Origin of the sequence: Ruegeria sp. ANG-S4 (assembly GCF_000814005.1) — a bacterium.
In the GTDB taxonomy this organism is placed as follows: Bacteria; Pseudomonadota; Alphaproteobacteria; order Rhodobacterales; family Rhodobacteraceae; genus Ruegeria.
In genome coordinates, this window is the sequence record NZ_JWLK01000002.1 from 190,898 (window position 1) to 208,935 (window position 18,038).

The window sequence follows — 18,038 nt, forward strand, 5'->3', positions numbered from 1 at the left end:
TGCAACCTACGCTGAGGCGCCGGTGGGATCGGCCAGCAAAACGTTGTCAGCACCAAAACCGTTTAGATCGCTCAGGCCGTTGAATTGAGACATCTTTTCTACCGTTGCTGTGTCAGGTGCTGAATAGCCGACCTTGACCAACGCGCTGTTGGTTCCATCTGTCGCAAGAATGAAAATCTCATCACCGGCTTGAGCTCCGGAAAGCGTCTCGGCGGCGGCGGCGATGGTATCTTCGTCAAGATTCGTCAGTTGAGTGGTCAATCCGACGAACCCGGTGTTCGTACCCAAGCTGCCGCCGGAGCCAAGAAGCTCTACCACGGTTCCATCCCCTCTGAGGCTGTTGTTATCAAGGCCGCGGAACATCAAAGCGTCGGAGACATCCGCAGCAGGGCCCAGGTTGAACCCGTCGATCACATCCAGGCCATTGTCCGAAGGGGCCGCTTCGAAAACGACAAGATCGCGACCGGCTCCGGTCAAATCAATCGTATCGTCTCCGGCGCCACCCTGAATAATGTCGTCCCCGTTCGTGCCCGCCAAGGTGTCGGCGGCGCTGGTTCCGAAAGACACGTGCAACGGCCCGCCCTGTAATGATGTAAGTTCCAGCTCGATCGGTTGATCCTCGTCCAGAATTGTCATTTCGAAAGTTACAAGCGGTTGTGACAAATCGCTGATGCTTAGCGCGGCCCCACCAAACCTGACAGGGTTGCTGCCGTCATTTACCGAGAAAATCGCGAAGTCGTCGTGTTCGACATTTGAACCTGCGTTGAAGGCGACAACAGAGGGGTCGAACCCAAGATCTGCATCAAACCCCAAGCCGCCAGAGACGTCCTGATCCGGATCTGCGTGAATGGCGAAAGTAATTGTCGACCCGCTGCGGCCCACCTCGCTGATGACATAGGGAGCAGGCGTATAGGCCGTGACCTGATCTGAAACCGGGTCCGGGTCTGGTCCGCCAGCGACGGTCGCCTGGGCCGCAAAATCAAGTGTATCGCCCTCTGTGAAGCCTGCAAATGCCGGGCCGGGGACATTCGCGCTCCACGAGCCATCGGCCGCCACGGTTGCTGTTCCTACAGAAGAACCGTTCAACGTTATGTCTATTGCCTGACCTGCAAGCAATCCGGCTGATTGCCCGCTGACGATCACGCCACTGTCGACTGCATCGCTTAGCAGGACGGCATCGTTTGTTCCAAGCGGATCAAGACTGAGAACCGGTTTGAAATTTGTCGAAAAACTGGTGTCCGCATTGATGGCTTCGTTGCCATTGGCATCCTGGACCGAGGCGCTGACCGTATAGGTTTGTCCGTCTGACAGTGCGGCCAAATTCGCCGAAGGGATATTCATCGTCCAGACTCCGCCCGAAATCGAAGCGTTGTAGACCTGTCCGTCCAAGGTTACCGCAACCACTTGGCTGTCCGCCGCTGACGTGGTCCCGGACACGGTCAGGTCGGCCCCGCGTTCGATGACGTCCATGACGGATCCGACATCAAGCGGGTCCATCGAAAGTGTGGGTGCACTAAAGTCTGTTGCGATGCTGGTTGAGGCGGCAGAGCTGTTCCCCGCAGCATCCGAGACTGAGGCGTTCACGTCATAGGTTTCTGCATCCTGAAGGCTGCTCAGGTTCCCCGATGGGACCGTGAACGTCCAGGACCCCGCAGCAACAGTTGCCGTTCCGCTGAATTCGACAGTGTTGTCCGATCGCACGATTTCAATGGAAACAGATGTTCCGTCGACCGCGTCCGAGGAGCCGCTTATGACAAAATCCGATGCGCGCTCGGACGCGTTCATGACCGCGCCGACCGCCAGCGGATCAATTGCCAACGTGGGTGCGGTGAAGTCCGTATTGAACAGGTCCGATGCTTGCACAGCCGGGTTTCCTGCAACATCGGATACGTCAGCCAACACGGTGATCGCGGTACCGTCAGGGAGGGATGCCAGATCACCGGACGGGACCGTGACAAACCAGCTTCCACTTTGCGCGGTCCCGGAATAGGTCTGACCGTTCAGGGTCACCGTAATTTCTTGACCGTCCTCGGCGCTTGTTGCACCCGAGATTGTCAAATCCGATCCTCTTTCGGCGGCGTTTAGCACAGCGCCATGGGACAGGCTATCGATGCTGAGTGTCGGGGCCGTTACATCCTTGGACAAGAGCACATCAGCCTGCGGCGCAGGCAGCCCGTCGCTGTCGGTCACGTCTGCGGTGAGAGTGAAGCCTTGGCCATCGGCCAGCGCGTCGAGGTCGACCGCCGGGATCGTAACGCTCCAACTGTCGCCGGACACCGAACCCGTGTAGGTTTGGCCGTTCAACTCAACAGTCACTTGCTGCCCATCGGACACATTCCCGGTGGAGCCGGATACGGTCAAAGGGGAACCTGTTTCTGCTGCATTCAGAATGTTGCCAACGGACAATGGCGCAATCGAGATCGATGGGCCGGTCAGGTCGACGGGCACGTTCGCGGTGGCCGGGATTGCCGGATTGCCAGCAGCGTCTTGAACAGCGACGCTGACGGATACCGGCGATCCGGTGGTCAAACCTGCCAGATCGACCTGATGGATTGTTACACTCCAAACACCGCCAGTGGCTGGTGCCGTGTATTCGCGACCTTCGAACGTTACGGTAACGAGCTGCCCATCTTCGGCCGTTGTTGTGCCGGTCAGTGCAAGATCACCCTGTACATCGACCAGATCGATCGAGCCACCGCCAACCGGATCAAGCGAAACGGTGGGATTGGTAAAGTCGGTGTCGAAGTCTATGTTTGCTTGCGTGGCAGGGTTGCCCGCCCGGTCTGAAACATCAGCGGTTATCGCGATTGTCTCACCGTCTGTCAGGCTTTGCAGATCGGCCGCAGGTACACTGACATTCCAGTTTCCTCCAGAAGCCGTTGTCGTGTAGGTCTCGCCATTCAGCGATACGGTTACCATTTGTCCGTTTTCGGCGTCCGTCGTGCCCGAAACCGTTAGGTCCGCTCCTTGTTCCAATGCGTTCAAGACACCGTCGCCGGATACCGGAGAAATGGTCAAAGTTGGAGGAACAGTGTCCACGTCAAATTGCGCTCCGCCACTCGACAGCTCGATGCCATCCGCATCCAGTATCCGGACCGCTACATCAGAGACACCCTGCGGGAGCGATCCCGCCTCTGCTTGAGAGAGGGATACTCGCCAGCTTCCGTCGACGTCCGGCGTGACCAATTTGGTAACACCACCGATCGTCACTTCAACCGTCGCCGCGTTCTCAGGCGCGGAAACCCCGGTGCTGAAACTGTTCAAAGCGTCGGTTTGCAATTCGGCCAGGTTTAGGCTGGGCGGAAGGGGCGCAGGTGGCGATGCAACGGGTTCCCGGACTGTTTCGTCGGTTCGGGTCTCCGGGTCGTCACCGCTGCCGCCGCCGCCTCCACCGGCTGCAGCGGCGGCACCTGCTACACCCAAGCCGCCCAATGCCAATCCAGTACCACTGATGCCGCCGGCAGTCGCGGCGGCTGCGCCCGCTTCGGCAACCGCGGCGAACTGGGAGATCTGGACCGCGACCTCTTCCGCAACCATAATCGTGCCGTTTTCCAGCACTTGAATGTCTTCTGCCGCGATGACCAATTCGCGGCCATCCGTCATTTTCAGTTCCAAATCTCCGTTCGGCAGGAGTTTTGCCGACCTCACGCCCGGGAGTGACGCGACAAATTGAAAAGCGTCCAATTGCTCTGACGTCGCTTGGGCCAGAACTGGAAGAGCCAGCAGCGTCGATCCCAGACCCCCGATCAGGCCTCGCCCTGTCCATCGCTTCAACTTGGTGCCAAGCCATGTTTGCAGATGTTTCGAACGCGCGATTGGCGTCGGGTCTTTGATCGTCGATCTATCCTTGAAGTGAAGGTTCTTGGTCATCGTTGCCCCCATAGATGATGCCCGACATCAGTTGACCGGCGCGGCATGCCGCTTGAATGTTCTGGTCTCCGGTGCCTCATGCAGACGATCCTGAAAATTCAATTCAAACTGAAGCTGAAGTCCTTGATTTCACCACATTCTTGTTCCGTTTCTTGTCTCAGCCTCACATCACTCTGATCTCGGGTGCCAGAGGCGGCACGGGGGTGAATGACGATGATGCTTCAATTCGAAAGCGTGGTGGCGACAGGGTCCGCAGCGCTTGATTCAGGTATCGGCGATACGGCTTTAAAAACGTTTAACAGCGAAACGTATCTCTACAGCATTACTGGGTTTGGCGGCGGGATCGTCTCGTGGCGTCTGGTCGAAGGTGCGCCCCCGCAAGTGGTCGACCAGCAGCATTACAATGTAACGATCAGCGGTCAGGTCGGACGCAGTGGCGTACCGATCACTTTGGGAACACAAGACCACTTGATCTTGGATGTCGACGCGGCCACGGGGCTTGTAAGCTATGATTTGAGCGACACCGGACAGATCGGTGAGCTGCAAGAAACCGATACGCTCGTCGCCAGCGGAGACATCTCGGCCGCGGCGCAGATTTCGGACAATTTTCTGACTTTGGCCCATTCGGACTTGGGCCAAATCGCAACGTACAATGTCGGGGCAGATGGGGCACTGACCGTTGCCGGAACGGCGTCGGCGCGTGCGGATGTGTTGCGGTCCACGCAGTCTGGATCAGAGCAATTCCTGATCGCAGCGGACACGATCAACAGCTCGATCACAACGTTCGGTTTTGATCAGGATACCGGCGCGATTTTGGAGATCTCCAACAATACTGCAATCCAGACACTTGGTATCAGTGCGCCAACGGCAATCGAGGTGGCTGAGGCTTTTGGCCAATCCTGGGTCGTCGTCGCCGGGGCAGGCAGCAACTCGCTGAGTGTCATGAAATTGTCCAGCGATGGGAGATTGATACCCACTGACCACGTTTTGGATTCGCTTCATACCAGATTTGAATCAGTGCAGGATCTGGCGGTTCTTGAGGTTGAAGGGCGTGTTTTCGTCGCGGCTGGCGGCGGGGACGACGGGATCACCTTGTTCACAATGACACCGGGTGGTCAGCTGATCTATCTCGACAGTTTTGCGGACACGCAGGCCAGCGGGTTGCAAAATGTTGAATCGCTGAGCATGGCTCGGGTCGGTGACGAATTGCAGATCCTTGCGGCATCTCAGCAGGACGCTGGACTAACGCAGTTGAGCGTTTCATTGGCCGATCTGGGTGTCGTTCAGCAAGGGTTCGGCGCGATCAATGGAACCGTGGGTGACGATATGTTGCAGGGTGGCATTCTCACCTCGACGCTGAGCGGCGGTGCAGGGGATGACATTTTGATTACTGGCTCCGCTGCGACGATCCTGACAGGTGGCACCGGTGACGACATTTTCTTTATCCGTCACGGCAGCGACCACACCACGATCACGGACTTCGAGCGCGCAGCGGATCGGTTGGACCTGTCCGACTTCTGGCTGCTTCGATCCCCGGCGCAGCTTGATTTTACAACGACAGCAGACGGGGCTGTGATTCAGTACCAAGGGCAAAGTTTATCCCTTGTTGCCGCAGATGGGGCGGCGTTGACCAGCGCGGACGTATTTGGAGCAGGCTTCGATGGGCCCGATCACGTGCCGGTCATCATCAGCAATGGGCCAGACAGTAACGCATCGCCGGGGATATTGGGCACAATCTCTGTGGATTCGAATGCGGCAAACCCGGCGCTTGCAGGTGCGGAAGTTCGCTTCACCCCAGAAGGCGGAGGAACCATCACCGCGCAAGCAAATGCCCAAGGCGAGTTTGAACTTGGAATTCCCGACGGTACATTTGTCGGGGAGCTTGAGATCGTGAAGTCCTATTCCACGGCCAGTAACGAGATTTCAGCCCTGGATGCGCTGCAGGTATTGCGAATGGCCATTGGACTTGATCCGACATTTGGCCCGCCCGCGCCAGAAAATCTGATTGCAGCGGATATCAACCGCGATGGAACTGTCAGTGCGCTGGATGCTTTGATTGTGCTGCAAAACGCTGTCGGAGAGACGTTGCAACACGCGGCGGAGTGGATTTTTCTGGATGGCGATGCCGATCTATCCGACATCACCAGAACAAGTGTTGCCTACGAAACCGGTACACCCGTGACCGTTGTGGATGGCGACTTCGCGACAGACATGACCTCAATACTGCTGGGCAATATTGAGGCCGTCTAGGCTACAACAGCGTCGATCCTGCCTACTCGCGGAATGCCCGATAGAAATAGTCCGCAAGAGGTTTGACAAGATAGGACAGCGGTGTGCGCTCATCCGTCTTGATCATGGCTTCGACGGGCATCCCGGGCAAAAGCTCCTGTCCGTTCAGCAACTCGATTTGACCATCGTCCGGAATGACCTCGGCCCGATAAAACGTAAAGCCTGTGCTGTCATCGGTGTAGGTGTCTGCCGAGACGTTCATGACATGCCCGTTCAACTCTGGCGTTTCACGCTGGTTGAATGCCGGAAAGCGAAGGGCGACCTCTTGCCCGCGATGGAGTTGGTCGACATGTAATGCATCGACGCGCGCCGCGACCAAAAGGGGAGTGTCTTGCGGCACGACATACAGCATTGGTTCGCCCGGTTGAATGACGGACTGCAGCGCAAAGACTTGGCTGTCATAGACCGTACCGGCGACAGGTGCGCGGATATCCAACCGCGACAGACGTTCGTTCAATGACAAGCGCCTCTCGGCCAGTTCCACGACGCGTGCCTGAACATCCCGCAGTTGCGAGATCGCTTCCTCGCGTCGGGTTGCCTTTAGCTCGACGATACGGATTTCCGTGCTGGAAATCTCGCCTTCCAGCCGGGCAACCGACGATTCCAGCCGCCCGATTTCACCCAGCAGGCTCGCCTCTTCCCTTTGCAAGGCGGAAACACGGCTGGCTTGCGTGAGACCACGTTCCAGCAGCCCTTCCTGATCCTTCAACTCGCTTTGAATAAGATCGACCTGGGTTCGCAGGGAAACCAGCTGCGCCTCGTTGCCCTCGATCTCATTTTCGATCTGTGTTTTCTGTTTGCCAAGCTGCTCGGTCTGCTGCGCAAGTGTATCCAGTCGCGCGTTGAACAGGCGTTCTTGACCGGCCAATAGATCGGATGCGATATTCTCTCGCTTTCGCAGCTCCTCCAGCCGGTTGGCCAGTTCGGTTGCGTCTACGCCATCGCGTTCCGCTTCGAGTCGAACCATGCGCGCCAAAAGCTCGAACAATTGAGATTCAACAATCGTCTTTTCCGAGGCCAGGAACGTATCATCGAGACGCAGCAACATATCGCCACGTGCAACGGCGTCGCCATCGCGCACGAAAATCTCGCCGACAACACCGCCGTCAGGGTGCTCGACGACTTGGCGGTTGCTTTGCACTTCGACGACACCCTGCGAAATGATCGCACCAGCCAATTCGGTGCGCACACTCCACAGCCCAAGGCCCAAAACCAGGACAACCAGCGCGAGGAAGCCTACGGCCGCGGGAACTTTGATGCTCCAAGCCGGTTTTTTGAAGGAACTGGCCATTACTCACCCACCTTGTTCAGGTGCCGTTTGATCACGTTTGCATTTTGCACCATCGTGTTCAAAACCTCGTCCCGGCTGCCGGATTTGACGATCTGACCTTTTTCCACGACCACCAGATCGTCACATTCGGAAATGGCCTGTGGCCGGTGGGTCATGATGATGACCGACTTGCCCGCCGATTTGAATTCGCGCACCGCGTTATTCAATGCTGTCGTTCCATCCGCATCCAACGCCGAGTTTGGCTCATCCAGAATGAGAAGAACGGGATTTCCGTAAAGGGCGCGGGCAAGTGCGATACGTTGTTTCTGACCACCGGACAATTGGCTGTCGTTGCCTTCCAGAAACGTGTCATACCCTTTTTCAAGGCCCAGGATCAGTTCATGTGCATTTGCCGTCTTGGCAGCCGCGACAACTGCGTCCGGGTCCGGGGTTTCCGACATCCGGGCAATATTCTCGGCCACCGTCCCATTAAACAGGGTCACCTGTTGCGGCAGGTAGCCAATGTGCTGGCCCAAAGCATCGGGGTCATACTGATCCAGTGTGGCGCCGCCCAATCGAATTTCCCCGGCTGCGGGCGCCCACAGACCAAGCAAAGCCTTGGCCAGCGTTGTCTTGCCCGATCCACTTTTGCCGATCACGCCCAGCGCATTACCCGGTTCAAGCTTCATTGTTGCGTTGCGCAAGGTCGGCGTCGAAATTCCAGGTGGAATAACGGTCAGCGATTTTGCCTCAAGGTGCGCCTTTGGGATGGGCAGCCTGGTTCGCTTTTGTTCGGGCGGAGTATTGTCAAGGAACTTGTTCAGGCTGGTCCAGGCCGTTCGCGCGCGCTCGATCATCGACCATTGGCCCACTGCCATTTCAATCGGAGCCAGAGCCCGGCCCAGGAGGATAGTACCCGCGATCATCGCACCGGCCGTCATTTCGTTTCGCAATACCAGCAACGCGCCCAAGGCAAGCATTGCCGATTGCAGAAACAGCCGCAGGGATTTGGTCAGCGATGAAAAACTGCCTGTCCAGTCGCTGGCCGAGATGGTTTGAGCCAGCGCGTCCGTCCGTTGTTTCATCCACCGTTTCGAGACGTCTTCTTGCATCCCCTGCGACCGAACCACCTCGGCAGCCTGCCGGGCATGTTCAGAGAACGAATTCGCCCGGGCGGCGGCGGATTGCGCCTCGGCCACTTTGCGATGGGTCAACGCTTGGTTCAGCAACGCGATAACCACCAGCAAGGTACCACCCGCAACGGCAAGCCAGCCCAACAGCGGGTGAAACAGGAAAATTGCCGCCACGAAAATCGGTGTCCACGGAATATCCATGACCGCCAGTAAAACGGGCGACGCGCACAAGGCACGAATGGACTCCAGATCACGCAATGCAGTGGCTGGGGCCGATCGGACTTGCGGAAACAACGCTCGGCGCATGGTGGCTTCGAAAACGCGTTCATCCAACGAAGATTGAAAGCGAGCGCCGAAGCGGGCGACAATGCGACCGCGGGCGTAATCCAACATCGCCATCAGCGCGTAAAGCAGTGCGACTAGAAGGAACAATGCCGACAAAGTTTCGACCGAGCGCGATCCAAGGACTCGGTCATAGACCTGCAACATGAACAGGGGACCCGTCAGCATCAGCAAATTCACAAACACGCTGAACAGGAAGGCGAGCCCCAAAAAGCTCAATCCCTGATTTCTTGCCTTTCGCAGCTCGCTTAACGGCGGCGCGGACATTCTGTTTTTTGGCTTCACAAGCTGTCGCCTTCAGTTCTTTTGTCATTTGGGCCGCGGACATTAAGCGCCAAGGATGAATCAGAACCCGGCGTCGGCCACATTTTTCGAAAGTCTTATATCCACGACTTATAAATTCAACAACGGGCGTTTTCCATACGTCGGCGCTATTGCGCGGCAGATTTTGAACCCGAATGGCGGGATCATGCCGAGCTCAAAAGCGTTCAGTACAAGAGGTTTAGCATGACGAGCGAAACCACCAGAAAGAGCAGTGTCATAACACCGCCCGAGCGCACGAAATCCATCACCTTGTATCCTGCAGGCCCCATGATCAACGCGTTTACCTGATGTGTTGGGATGATAAAGCTGTTGCTGGTTGAAATGGCGACCGTCAATGCGAACAGCGACGGGCTCCCTCCGGCCGCGACGGCGATAGACACAGCCAGCGGCACCAACAAAACGGTTGCACCCACGTTGGACATAACAAGCGAGAAAGCAGTGGCCAGAACTGCGACCCCCGCCTGCAATGACCAGATCGGCCAACCGTCCAAAAGGATCATGATTTGCTGCGCAATCCACGCCGCCGTTCCGGTGTTTTGCACGGCTTGTCCCAGCGGTATGAGGCAGGCAAGCAGAAAGACCGTATTCCAGCCAACGGCCCGGTAAGCCTCATCGACGCTCAAAACTCGGGTGATCATCATCCCGGCAGCGCCAGTCAACAGGCACAGTGACAATCGAACGTCGGTGAACAGGATCAAGGACAGCGAGATCGCAAAAAATCCCAAGGCCCAGCCGACTTTTTGCGGTCTCAACTCATCTTGCGGGAAATCCGTTGTCACCACGACAAAATCCGGATCACGGCTGATGCGCATCAGATTGTCCCACCGGGTATGCGCCACAAGCATGTCCCCGGCGTGAAATTTCTCGAGCCCGATTTGCGTGGACTCGTGCGTTTCGGTTTCGACGTGACTCAGCGTTTCTTCGCCGCGATGAATCGCCAAAAGGGACATGCCGTAGGTCTTTCGAAACAACAGCTCGCGCGGGCATTTCCCGATCAGTTTGCTGTCCGGCGTGACGACGACTTCGGCAATTCCTGCGTTTGTCGGGGCAAATTCCTCCACAAAAACATCAAGTTCTGGCAGGACCTTCAAGCCGTATTTCTTGGCAAATTCTTCGACCACCCAACGTCTGCCGATGATGGCCAACCTGCACGGCGCCGCGATTTCAGCGGTCAAAACCTGAACCATCGAAGTTTTGCCGCGATAGAAAGTGGATATGATGTAGAGGTGGCTCTCGTGGTTGATATCAGCCAGAACCTTCCCCACCAGCGGGCTGTCGGCTGGAACGATCACCTCGAACACATCTGCTTTCAGGCCATAGACGCGTTGCAGATACTCCTGCGTACCTTGACCGGTTCCGGTGTTTTCCGAGCCCGTGTCGTTGGGCAAAACCCACCGACCCAACAGCAGGAAATACGCAATGCCGGTCAGGATCAGAACGGCGCCGATCGGCGTCACCGAAAACAGCCCAAAGGGTTGCATTTTCTGTCCTTCTGGCAGGCCATCATTTGCCGTTTGGATGAGATCGTTCAACAGGATCAGCGGCGACGACCCGACCATTGTCATCGTCCCGCCCAGAATTGCGCAAAAGCCCATCGGCATCAGCAATCGCGACAAAGGGATACCGGATCGGGATGATATCCGGCTGACGACCGGCAGAAACAGTGCGGCGGCACCGACATTCTGCATAAAGGATGAAATGACGCCGACAGTTCCTGACACGATCGGCAAAACTCTGTTCTCGGACTTCCCCCCATATTTGAGGATGACGGCCGCCACCTTGTTCATGATGCCCGTTTTGTCCAACCCCGCGCCGACGATCATCACTGCGATGATCGAAATCACGGCATTTGACGCGAAGCCATCAAAAAGATGCGGAACATTCGCGAGGTTTCCAAGCCCGGGCGCGTAACTCAGCAAGCCGATCAGCACCAGAACCAAGATGGCTGAAAGGTCAATTCGGACGATTTCGGATACGAAAAGGAAAACAGTAAAGGCCAACAGGACGCACACCACGCCCATCTCGAAAGTAAACGTCAATTGCTCCACTAAAACCACCTGAATACGGCACGGAAAGAGTAGTAAAAACTCTAAAGCCAAATGTGTCGCGATGTCATTAACTTTCGGTTTTGCAGCGATTTTTGGAATATTCTTGCCAAGCGCTCGGCGACCTGCGTCGAGATTCTGTCTTGTCGAATCAACTCGTTTGATGTCCTGTCGCCGCGATGGTTCCCCATCGCCTTGGGCGAGACGGGACAAAAGGGAATACGGTGCGGCCAACAAAAAGGCCAAGTCCGTGACTGCCCCCGCAACTGTAGGCGGTGAGCGACCCCGAGATCGACCACTGGGCCAAAGCCTGGGAAGGATCGGGAGAGCGTTGACCCGCAAGTCAGGAGACCTGCCATCCGATTTGTAAACCAAACTGGGCGGGGTGCCCCAGAGGGAGATGAAGATGTTCAAAACGGCAACAACCGTTCACATCCTTGCATTGACCGTGCCCTGTCGAAATGGCGGAGGTGACATCAGTGCTGGAAAAGTCTGCTCAACCCAACTTTTGCGGCCAAAGGCCCAGCACAACGATCAAACAGGCCTCCGCTAGTTTCTTGGCAATTGGTCGGGTTGCCCAATGACACGACGCGAAACCAAAGGATGGGCGAAGATGTCGCGTAGTGGCTGTTTGACCGAGTTGAGCTTGTTCGCCCTTGTAGCAGGCGCGCTGATCCTGTCAGGGCTTCTTTGGCTCGCGATCTACGCGGTGATCTGATGTCGACCGTCGTCCAACTTCGCAATCTGGCGCTTGGTTACCGAGACCTGACCCTTTTTCGCCACCTGTCGATGGATATCGAGGCTGGCACGACCTTGGCCGTATTGGGTGCCAATGGCTCGGGCAAAAGCACTTTCGTCAAGATGCTGCTTGGTCTGATGGACCCGCTGCAAGGCAACCTGGATTGGCCCGGCGGGCGCCCACGTGAAATTGGCTATCTCGCTCAAATGACGGAATTTGACCGTCGTTTTCCTGTTCGCGTGCGCGACATCGCTGCGATGGGTGCGTGGCGCGGATTTGGTCTGCGGGCAGGTTTGGACCGCGACGCGCGTGACCGGATGTATGCAGCGTTGGACGAAGTTGGTGTGCTGGACATTGCCGACAAGCCCTTGCACATGCTTTCAGGCGGTCAGCTTCAGCGTGCTTTGTTCGCCCGTGTGATCATGCAGGATGCACCGCTGATCCTGTTGGATGAACCCTTCGCCGCAGTGGATCAAAACACCGAGGCACATTTGTTGGCGATCATCCGTCGCTGGCGGGATGAGGGCAGGGCCGTTGTTTTGGTGCTGCATGACTTGTCGTCAGTATTGGACCATTGCAGCCATGCTTTGCTGTTAGGCAGGCAAGTGGCCACACATGGTCCGGTGAGTGATGTCCTGACTCCGACCCGTTTGGTTGCGCAGGGTTATCTGTCTGAAAGCCAGGCGGCTTGGATGTTCCGCGGTGCGCGGTCTGCCGTTGAGGACGCGCATGTTTGAGCTTTTTCACGAGATGTGGGGTTTTGCTTTCATGCGGCGCGCCTTTGTAGCGACCACGGTCCTTTCTGCTTCGGTCGCTCCGGTCGGGGCATTTCTGGTTTTGCGCCGTTTGTCGCTGGCGGGCGAGGCTATGGCACACGCAATTACTCCGGGCATCGTGATCGGATTTGTGACCGCCGGACTGTCGGTCATGTCGCTTTTGATCGGCGGCCTGATCGCCGGTGTCGGCGTCGCAGTTCTGACCGCGTTGCTGGCGCGCCGGACCATCCTGCGCAGCGATGCAAGTCTCGCATCGCTCTATCTGATCGCGTTGGCCGTCGGAATTTTCATTCTGTCCGCTGCCGGATCGGCGGTTCCTCTGAAAAGCTTCCTGTTCGGCTCCATACTCGGGATCGACGATGCCTCTATGCTGCTTGTGGGTGGCGTGGCCACAGTGACGTTAGTGTCCTTTGCTTTTCTATTGCGACCCTTGATTGTGAGTACCTGCGACCCTGTTTTCTTTGAAACACAGACCAAGCGCCCATGGTTGATCGAGCAGGGTTTCATGCTGCTGTTGGTCCTGAACCTGTTGGCGGCCTTCAAAACGCTTGGCACCCTGATGGCCGTTGGTCTGATGATCCTGCCCGCCACTGCGGCCCGCTATTGGGCCAGCACGATCACGGCACAGCTTTTTCTCGGGTCCATGTTCGCGCTGTCAAGTTGTTGGATCGGGCTAACGTTGTCCTACCTGTTTCCGGAAACTCCGTCTGGTCCGGCCATCGTTTTGGTTGCAGGCGCTTTCTTTCTGGTATCGGCCATTTTTGGCCCCCTCGGTTTTGGCGGACGGCTGCGCAAACCGTCTGTTTCAAATGACATCCCTGTTGCGCAAATTCATCAAGAAGAGAGAGCAAAATGACTCTGGTAAAATCCCTCTGCGCTGGTATCGCAACGGCGTCCCTTACGCTGGTCGCATTGTCTGCGGCGGCTGATGAAGACGACGTGAAGATCGTGGCCAGCTTTTCGATCCTCGGCGACATGGTCGAAGAGGTCGTTGGCGATCTTGCTACGGTTACAACGATTGTAGGTCCAGACGCGGATGCACACGTCTACGATCCGTCCGTCGCCGACGCCAAGGCCGTTGCCGAGGCGGACATCATCTTCGTCAACGGCCTGGGATTCGAGACCTGGTCGGACACTTTGATTTCTGAATCCGGCACTGAAGCAAGTGTGCATGTTGCAACCGATGGTATCAAACCCGTCGAAGTCGAAGGCGAAACAGACCCGCATGCATGGAATTCGCTTTCAAACGGCGTGATCTACGTGACGAACGTAGCCGACACGATGAAGCAGGCGATGCCTGAACACGCCGATGAAATCGCGGCGAACGCCGATGCATATATTGCCAAACTGGAAGCACTGGATGCCGAGACCAAAGCCAAATTGGCTGAACTGCCCGAAAACCGTCGCACAGTGGTGACGGCTCATGACGCTTTCGGCTATCTGGCCGATGCATATGGCATGACCTTCCTTGCGCCCGTAGGTATCGATACCGAGGCTGAACCTTCGGCTCAAGAACTCGCGGCCTTGATCGATCAACTGAAAGCCGAAGGTGCCGCAGCGCTGTTTGTTGAAAACATAACAAGCCCGGCATTGGTTCAGCAGATCTCTGATGAAACTGGTATCGAAATCGGTGGTCGTTTGTTCTCGGACGCATTGTCCGAACGTGGTGGTCCTGCCACCAGCTATCTGGCAATGTTTCAGCACAACTTGTCGACATTGCTGGATGCGTTGACTTACGAAGGCGCAAGCTGAGACATTCAAACTCAACGAAGTGGCGCGGTTTGCGCCACTTCGTATGACTATGCGCGCACTGAAAGTCTCGCTCACGCGAGTGCGCTCAATGCAAGCCCGGGTTTTGTTTCAGTCTTTGCTTTGCAAAGTCCACAAAGGATCTGATCTTGGCGGGTGCACGCCGCCCTTCGGCGTGGACAAGGTGAATTGGCAGGGGCGCTGGCTCAAACTCCTCCAGGACTGTCACAAGCGAATGGTCGTGAATGTCCGGCATCACCTGATAGGACAACGCACGGCACATTCCCCATCCGTTTCGCGCGACTGAAATCGCGGCGGCGACGCTGCTGACGGATAGGCGGGGTTTGACCCGGACAACCGTCTGCTGGTCGAGCCCAAAACGCCATTCGGTAACCGGGCTGACAGGGGACGCTGAAACGATCTGATGTTCTTGCAGATCCGATGGCGAAAGCGGTCGCCCGTGTCGTTCGAGGTAGGCTGGCGACGCGCACACGACACGACGCAATTGCCCAACGCGAACAGCCGACAATCCCGAGGATGGCAACGGGCCAATTCTGACCGCCAAGTCAAACCCTTCCTCGACCAGATTGACAACGCGATCAAGCATGACGGCGTCTGCGCTCATTTCTGGATGAGCGTCCAGAAACGCGGTCAGAATGGGCGTGATATAGATACGGCCAAATTCATGCGGACAGGTGAGCCGCAGTTGACCCACTGGGTTGGTTGCGGCCCCTTTCGCGGTATCGTCAGCTGCCTGAAGCTGCGACAGAATATGCCGCGCGTCTTCCAGGTAGGTCTTGCCGACATCGGTCAATCTCACACGCCGCGTCGTGCGCGTGAAAAGTCGCGCGCCCAATCGGTCTTCTAAGGCATTGATGCCACGCGTTGCAGACGGGGCACTCAGACCCAGACTGCGGGCCGCGCCGACAAAGCTCTCTGCTTCTGCAACGGCGACGAACACTTCCAGGGCTTGCAGACGATCCAACGGGTTTCAGTCCTCAATTATTGTCAAAATGCAAAATAATGTCTTTTAAAAGTAATATATTCATTTGCGAAACGAGGCAATTTATCTGTTTTGAACAGGCAAAAGCGGAATTTTTCGCATCTCTGACAATTGCATCCGTCAACAAGACTGCCTGCAACGTCGGATCATTCCGCTCAATAGGCACAAAAGGACAGCTTCATGACACCGATCAAGCTCTATAGAAATCCAAAATCCGGCCATTGCCACCGCGTTGAACTGATGCTGGCTTTACTTGGTCTGCCGTACGAGCCCATTGACCTCGATATGGCCAACGGCGCCCATAAGTTGCCCGACTACTTGAAGATCAGCCCGTTCGGTTTGGTGCCCGCCATCGACGATTCAGGGTTTCGCCTTGCAGACTCCAACGCGATCCTGGTCTATCTGGCCAAAACCTACGCACCCGGATCGCACTGGTTGCCGGAAGACCCGAAAACAGCAGCCGAAGTTCAGCGCTGGCTGACTATTGCGGCCGACAACGTCTATTCCGGTCCGTGCGCGGCGAGATTGGTCAAAGTCTTTGGCGCACCCTTGGATCATGAAGCCGCAGTATCGAAGGCTCATGCCCTGTTCAAAATCATGGAGTCGCACCTTGCGGAGGGCGAATGGCTGGCCGCGGAAGCGATAACGATCGCTGACATCGCGGCCTACAGCTATGTCGCTCATGCTCCAGAAGGCGGCGTGGATCTGGTGCCTTACCCGAATATCAAACGTTGGTTGGCGCGGATTGAGGCGCAACCCGATTTTGTCGGAATGCCAACCTCCCCAATTCCTGAATTGGCCTGAGGGACAGGGGCGGTGCGCAACGGTCGTCCCAATATGTATAGGACAAATGAAATGACCCAGATGGAAGTCGACAATCCGTTTCACGCGGGCGAACGTGCAGCACAGCAGCGCGCCGGTGTCGGCGACGTCTCAAAATGGGCGGGTGGGTTCATCCGAGACCATCTGCCCGAGCAGCACCGTGAATTTCACAGCGCGTTACCTTTCTTGGTCATTTCCGGTTCAGACCAGTCGGGACGAACGTGGGTGACACTGATTGACGGGCCCGAAGGGTTCATCAGCTCACCCGATGCCCGCAGCCTTGCGGTGCACACTGAGTTGCGTCCGCAAGACCCCCTTGCGGACGCACTGAACATCGGGGCGAACATTGGCGTGCTTGGGATAGAATTGGCGTCGCGTCGGCGTAACCGCCTGAGCGGGTTCATGCGCAAAACGAGCGGGGGGTTCACTATAGATGTCAGCCAAACCTTCGGGAATTGCCCCCAGTACATTCACGAACGTCACTGGAGTCGTGTAAATCATACAAGACACCAACCCGTAAGGTACGGAAGCGAACTTACCACGCAGCAAATCAAACTGATCGCCGGCGCTGACACACTGTTTTTGGGATCAGGCCATATGCAGGGCGATGATACACCGTCCCGCGGATATGACGCTTCACATCGCGGTGGTGCGCCCGGGTTCGTTCGCGTCGAAAACACCAGACGCCTGCGCATTCCAGACTATGCCGGAAACAACTTCTTTAACACCATCGGCAACCTGATGGCCGATCCCCGGATCGGCGTGACATTTGTGGACTTTGAAAATGGTGGTTTGCTGCATTTCTCTGGAAGGGCCAAAATAGATTGGTCGCCAAAGAACGGGCATGATCCGGACGCCCTGCGCATGATCGACGTCACGGTTGAGGCTGTGGTCGAACGCCCCGGCGCCTTGAATCTGCGTTGGACCCGTGATCGGACCCATCAACTGAAATTGCGCGTTGCGCGTCGCGTTGATGAGGCAGAAGACATAACCTCGTTTTACCTAAAGTCGGCGACGGGTACAGATTTACCCCCTTTCGAGGCAGGCCAACATCTGCCGGTCGAGGTAGATATTCCCGGGCGCACTAGTCCACTTCGGCGCAGTTATTCTCTGTCAGGGGCTCCGCAAGACACAAGCCAATATCGACTGACGATCAAACGCGATGCGAAAGGGCTGGTTTCACGACACTTTCACAAGGCTATTCAGGTCGGAGATCAGTTCAATGCGTCCAGACCATCAGGCACCTTTTTGATCCCCAAAGGCGACGCGCCACTTTTGCTGGTAAGCGCGGGCGTTGGGCTGACTCCGATGGTTTCGTTTGTGCATGCGCTGGTCGCACAAAACACCCGTAGGCAAGTTTGGTTCATTCACGGGGCGCGTGATGGGTCAAACCATGCCTTCCGCAGCGAAGTTTCAGGTCTTTTGGCGCGACTGCCAAACGCAAGGCAAATGGTGTTCTACAGCAGGCCCAGCAGACAAGACGTGCAAGGCGAAGATTTTCACACAAAGGGGCGCATCACACCCGCGAACTTGGTGAACTTGGGGGCGGGCGCGGGCGCTCAGTATATGCTGTGCGGTCCGGCGTCATTCCTGTCGGATATCCAAACCGGGCTTGAGGCCACGGGCGTGCCTTCGCGCAATATTCACATCGAACTCTTCAACGCTTGAATACGATC

General features: G+C 56.7%; 12 protein-coding genes and 1 riboswitch. Of the genes, 7 read left to right on the forward strand and 5 right to left on the reverse strand.

Annotation, left to right across the window (positions count from 1 at the left end):
• Positions 1 to 6: 6 nt before the first annotated feature.
• The gene (locus RA28_RS08415) at positions 7 to 3,870 is read right to left on the reverse strand and encodes an Ig-like domain-containing protein (RefSeq protein ID WP_039527716.1); all 3,864 of its coding nucleotides are present in this window, start codon (positions 3,868 to 3,870) and stop codon (positions 7 to 9) included.
• A gap of 213 nt (positions 3,871 to 4,083) precedes the next feature.
• Between RA28_RS08415 and RA28_RS08420 the strand changes: the two genes are divergently transcribed.
• A complete protein-coding gene (locus RA28_RS08420; RefSeq protein WP_039527718.1) occupies positions 4,084 to 6,120 on the forward strand; it encodes a beta-propeller fold lactonase family protein in 2,037 nt (678 codons plus the stop codon).
• Positions 6,121 to 6,142: 22 nt separating this feature from the next.
• Here the strand turns inward: RA28_RS08420 and RA28_RS08425 are convergent, their stop codons facing one another.
• The 3 genes from RA28_RS08425 to RA28_RS08435 form a co-directional block, all read right to left on the reverse strand.
• Entirely contained in the window at positions 6,143 to 7,450 is a 1,308-nt protein-coding gene (locus tag RA28_RS08425; protein ID WP_039526669.1) for an HlyD family type I secretion periplasmic adaptor subunit, read from the reverse strand.
• Positions 7,450 to 9,171 (reverse strand): type I secretion system permease/ATPase, encoded by a 1,722-nt coding sequence (locus tag RA28_RS08430; protein ID WP_039526671.1) that lies wholly within the window; start codon positions 9,169 to 9,171, stop codon positions 7,450 to 7,452. Before RA28_RS08430 ends, RA28_RS08425 begins: the two co-directional genes overlap by 1 nt.
• A 221-nt stretch (positions 9,172 to 9,392) precedes the next feature.
• Positions 9,393 to 11,249 carry an SLC13 family permease gene (locus RA28_RS08435; RefSeq protein ID WP_039526674.1) on the reverse strand — a complete coding sequence of 619 codons (1,857 nt, stop codon included), beginning with the start codon at positions 11,247 to 11,249 and terminating at the stop codon, positions 9,393 to 9,395.
• A 187-nt stretch (positions 11,250 to 11,436) separates the two neighbouring features.
• A riboswitch (cobalamin riboswitch) is annotated at positions 11,437 to 11,647 on the forward strand.
• A 206-nt stretch (positions 11,648 to 11,853) separates the two neighbouring features.
• Here RA28_RS08435 and RA28_RS22790 point away from each other — a divergent pair.
• From RA28_RS22790 to RA28_RS08450, 4 genes are read left to right on the forward strand one after another with little or no spacing between them, the layout of a single operon-like run.
• Positions 11,854 to 11,991, forward strand: coding sequence for a hypothetical protein (locus tag RA28_RS22790; protein WP_193747374.1), 138 nt, complete (start codon positions 11,854 to 11,856; stop codon positions 11,989 to 11,991).
• Positions 11,991 to 12,749, forward strand: coding sequence for a metal ABC transporter ATP-binding protein (locus RA28_RS08440; protein ID WP_052261374.1), 759 nt, complete (start codon positions 11,991 to 11,993; stop codon positions 12,747 to 12,749). The genes RA28_RS22790 and RA28_RS08440 overlap by 1 nt, the downstream gene beginning before the upstream one ends.
• Positions 12,742 to 13,644 (forward strand): metal ABC transporter permease, encoded by a 903-nt coding sequence (locus RA28_RS08445; protein WP_039526677.1) that lies wholly within the window; start codon positions 12,742 to 12,744, stop codon positions 13,642 to 13,644. Before RA28_RS08440 ends, RA28_RS08445 begins: the two co-directional genes overlap by 8 nt.
• Complete coding sequence (locus RA28_RS08450) at positions 13,641 to 14,540, forward strand: metal ABC transporter solute-binding protein, Zn/Mn family (RefSeq protein ID WP_039526680.1); 900 nt, start codon at positions 13,641 to 13,643, stop codon at positions 14,538 to 14,540. The genes RA28_RS08445 and RA28_RS08450 overlap by 4 nt, the downstream gene beginning before the upstream one ends.
• An 85-nt stretch (positions 14,541 to 14,625) precedes the next feature.
• Here RA28_RS08450 and RA28_RS08455 read toward each other — a convergent pair whose 3' ends face one another.
• On the reverse strand, positions 14,626 to 15,522 hold the full coding sequence (locus tag RA28_RS08455; RefSeq protein ID WP_039526682.1) for a LysR substrate-binding domain-containing protein: 897 nt from the start codon (positions 15,520 to 15,522) through the stop codon (positions 14,626 to 14,628).
• Between the two features lie 198 nt (positions 15,523 to 15,720).
• Between RA28_RS08455 and RA28_RS08460 the strand changes: the two genes are divergently transcribed.
• Both RA28_RS08460 and RA28_RS08465 read left to right on the forward strand, forming a co-directional pair.
• Positions 15,721 to 16,344 (forward strand): glutathione S-transferase family protein, encoded by a 624-nt coding sequence (locus tag RA28_RS08460; protein WP_039526685.1) that lies wholly within the window; start codon positions 15,721 to 15,723, stop codon positions 16,342 to 16,344.
• 51 nt (positions 16,345 to 16,395) lie between these two features.
• Complete coding sequence (locus RA28_RS08465; RefSeq protein ID WP_039526688.1) at positions 16,396 to 18,030, forward strand: FAD-binding oxidoreductase; 1,635 nt, start codon at positions 16,396 to 16,398, stop codon at positions 18,028 to 18,030.
• Positions 18,031 to 18,038 lie beyond the last annotated feature (8 nt).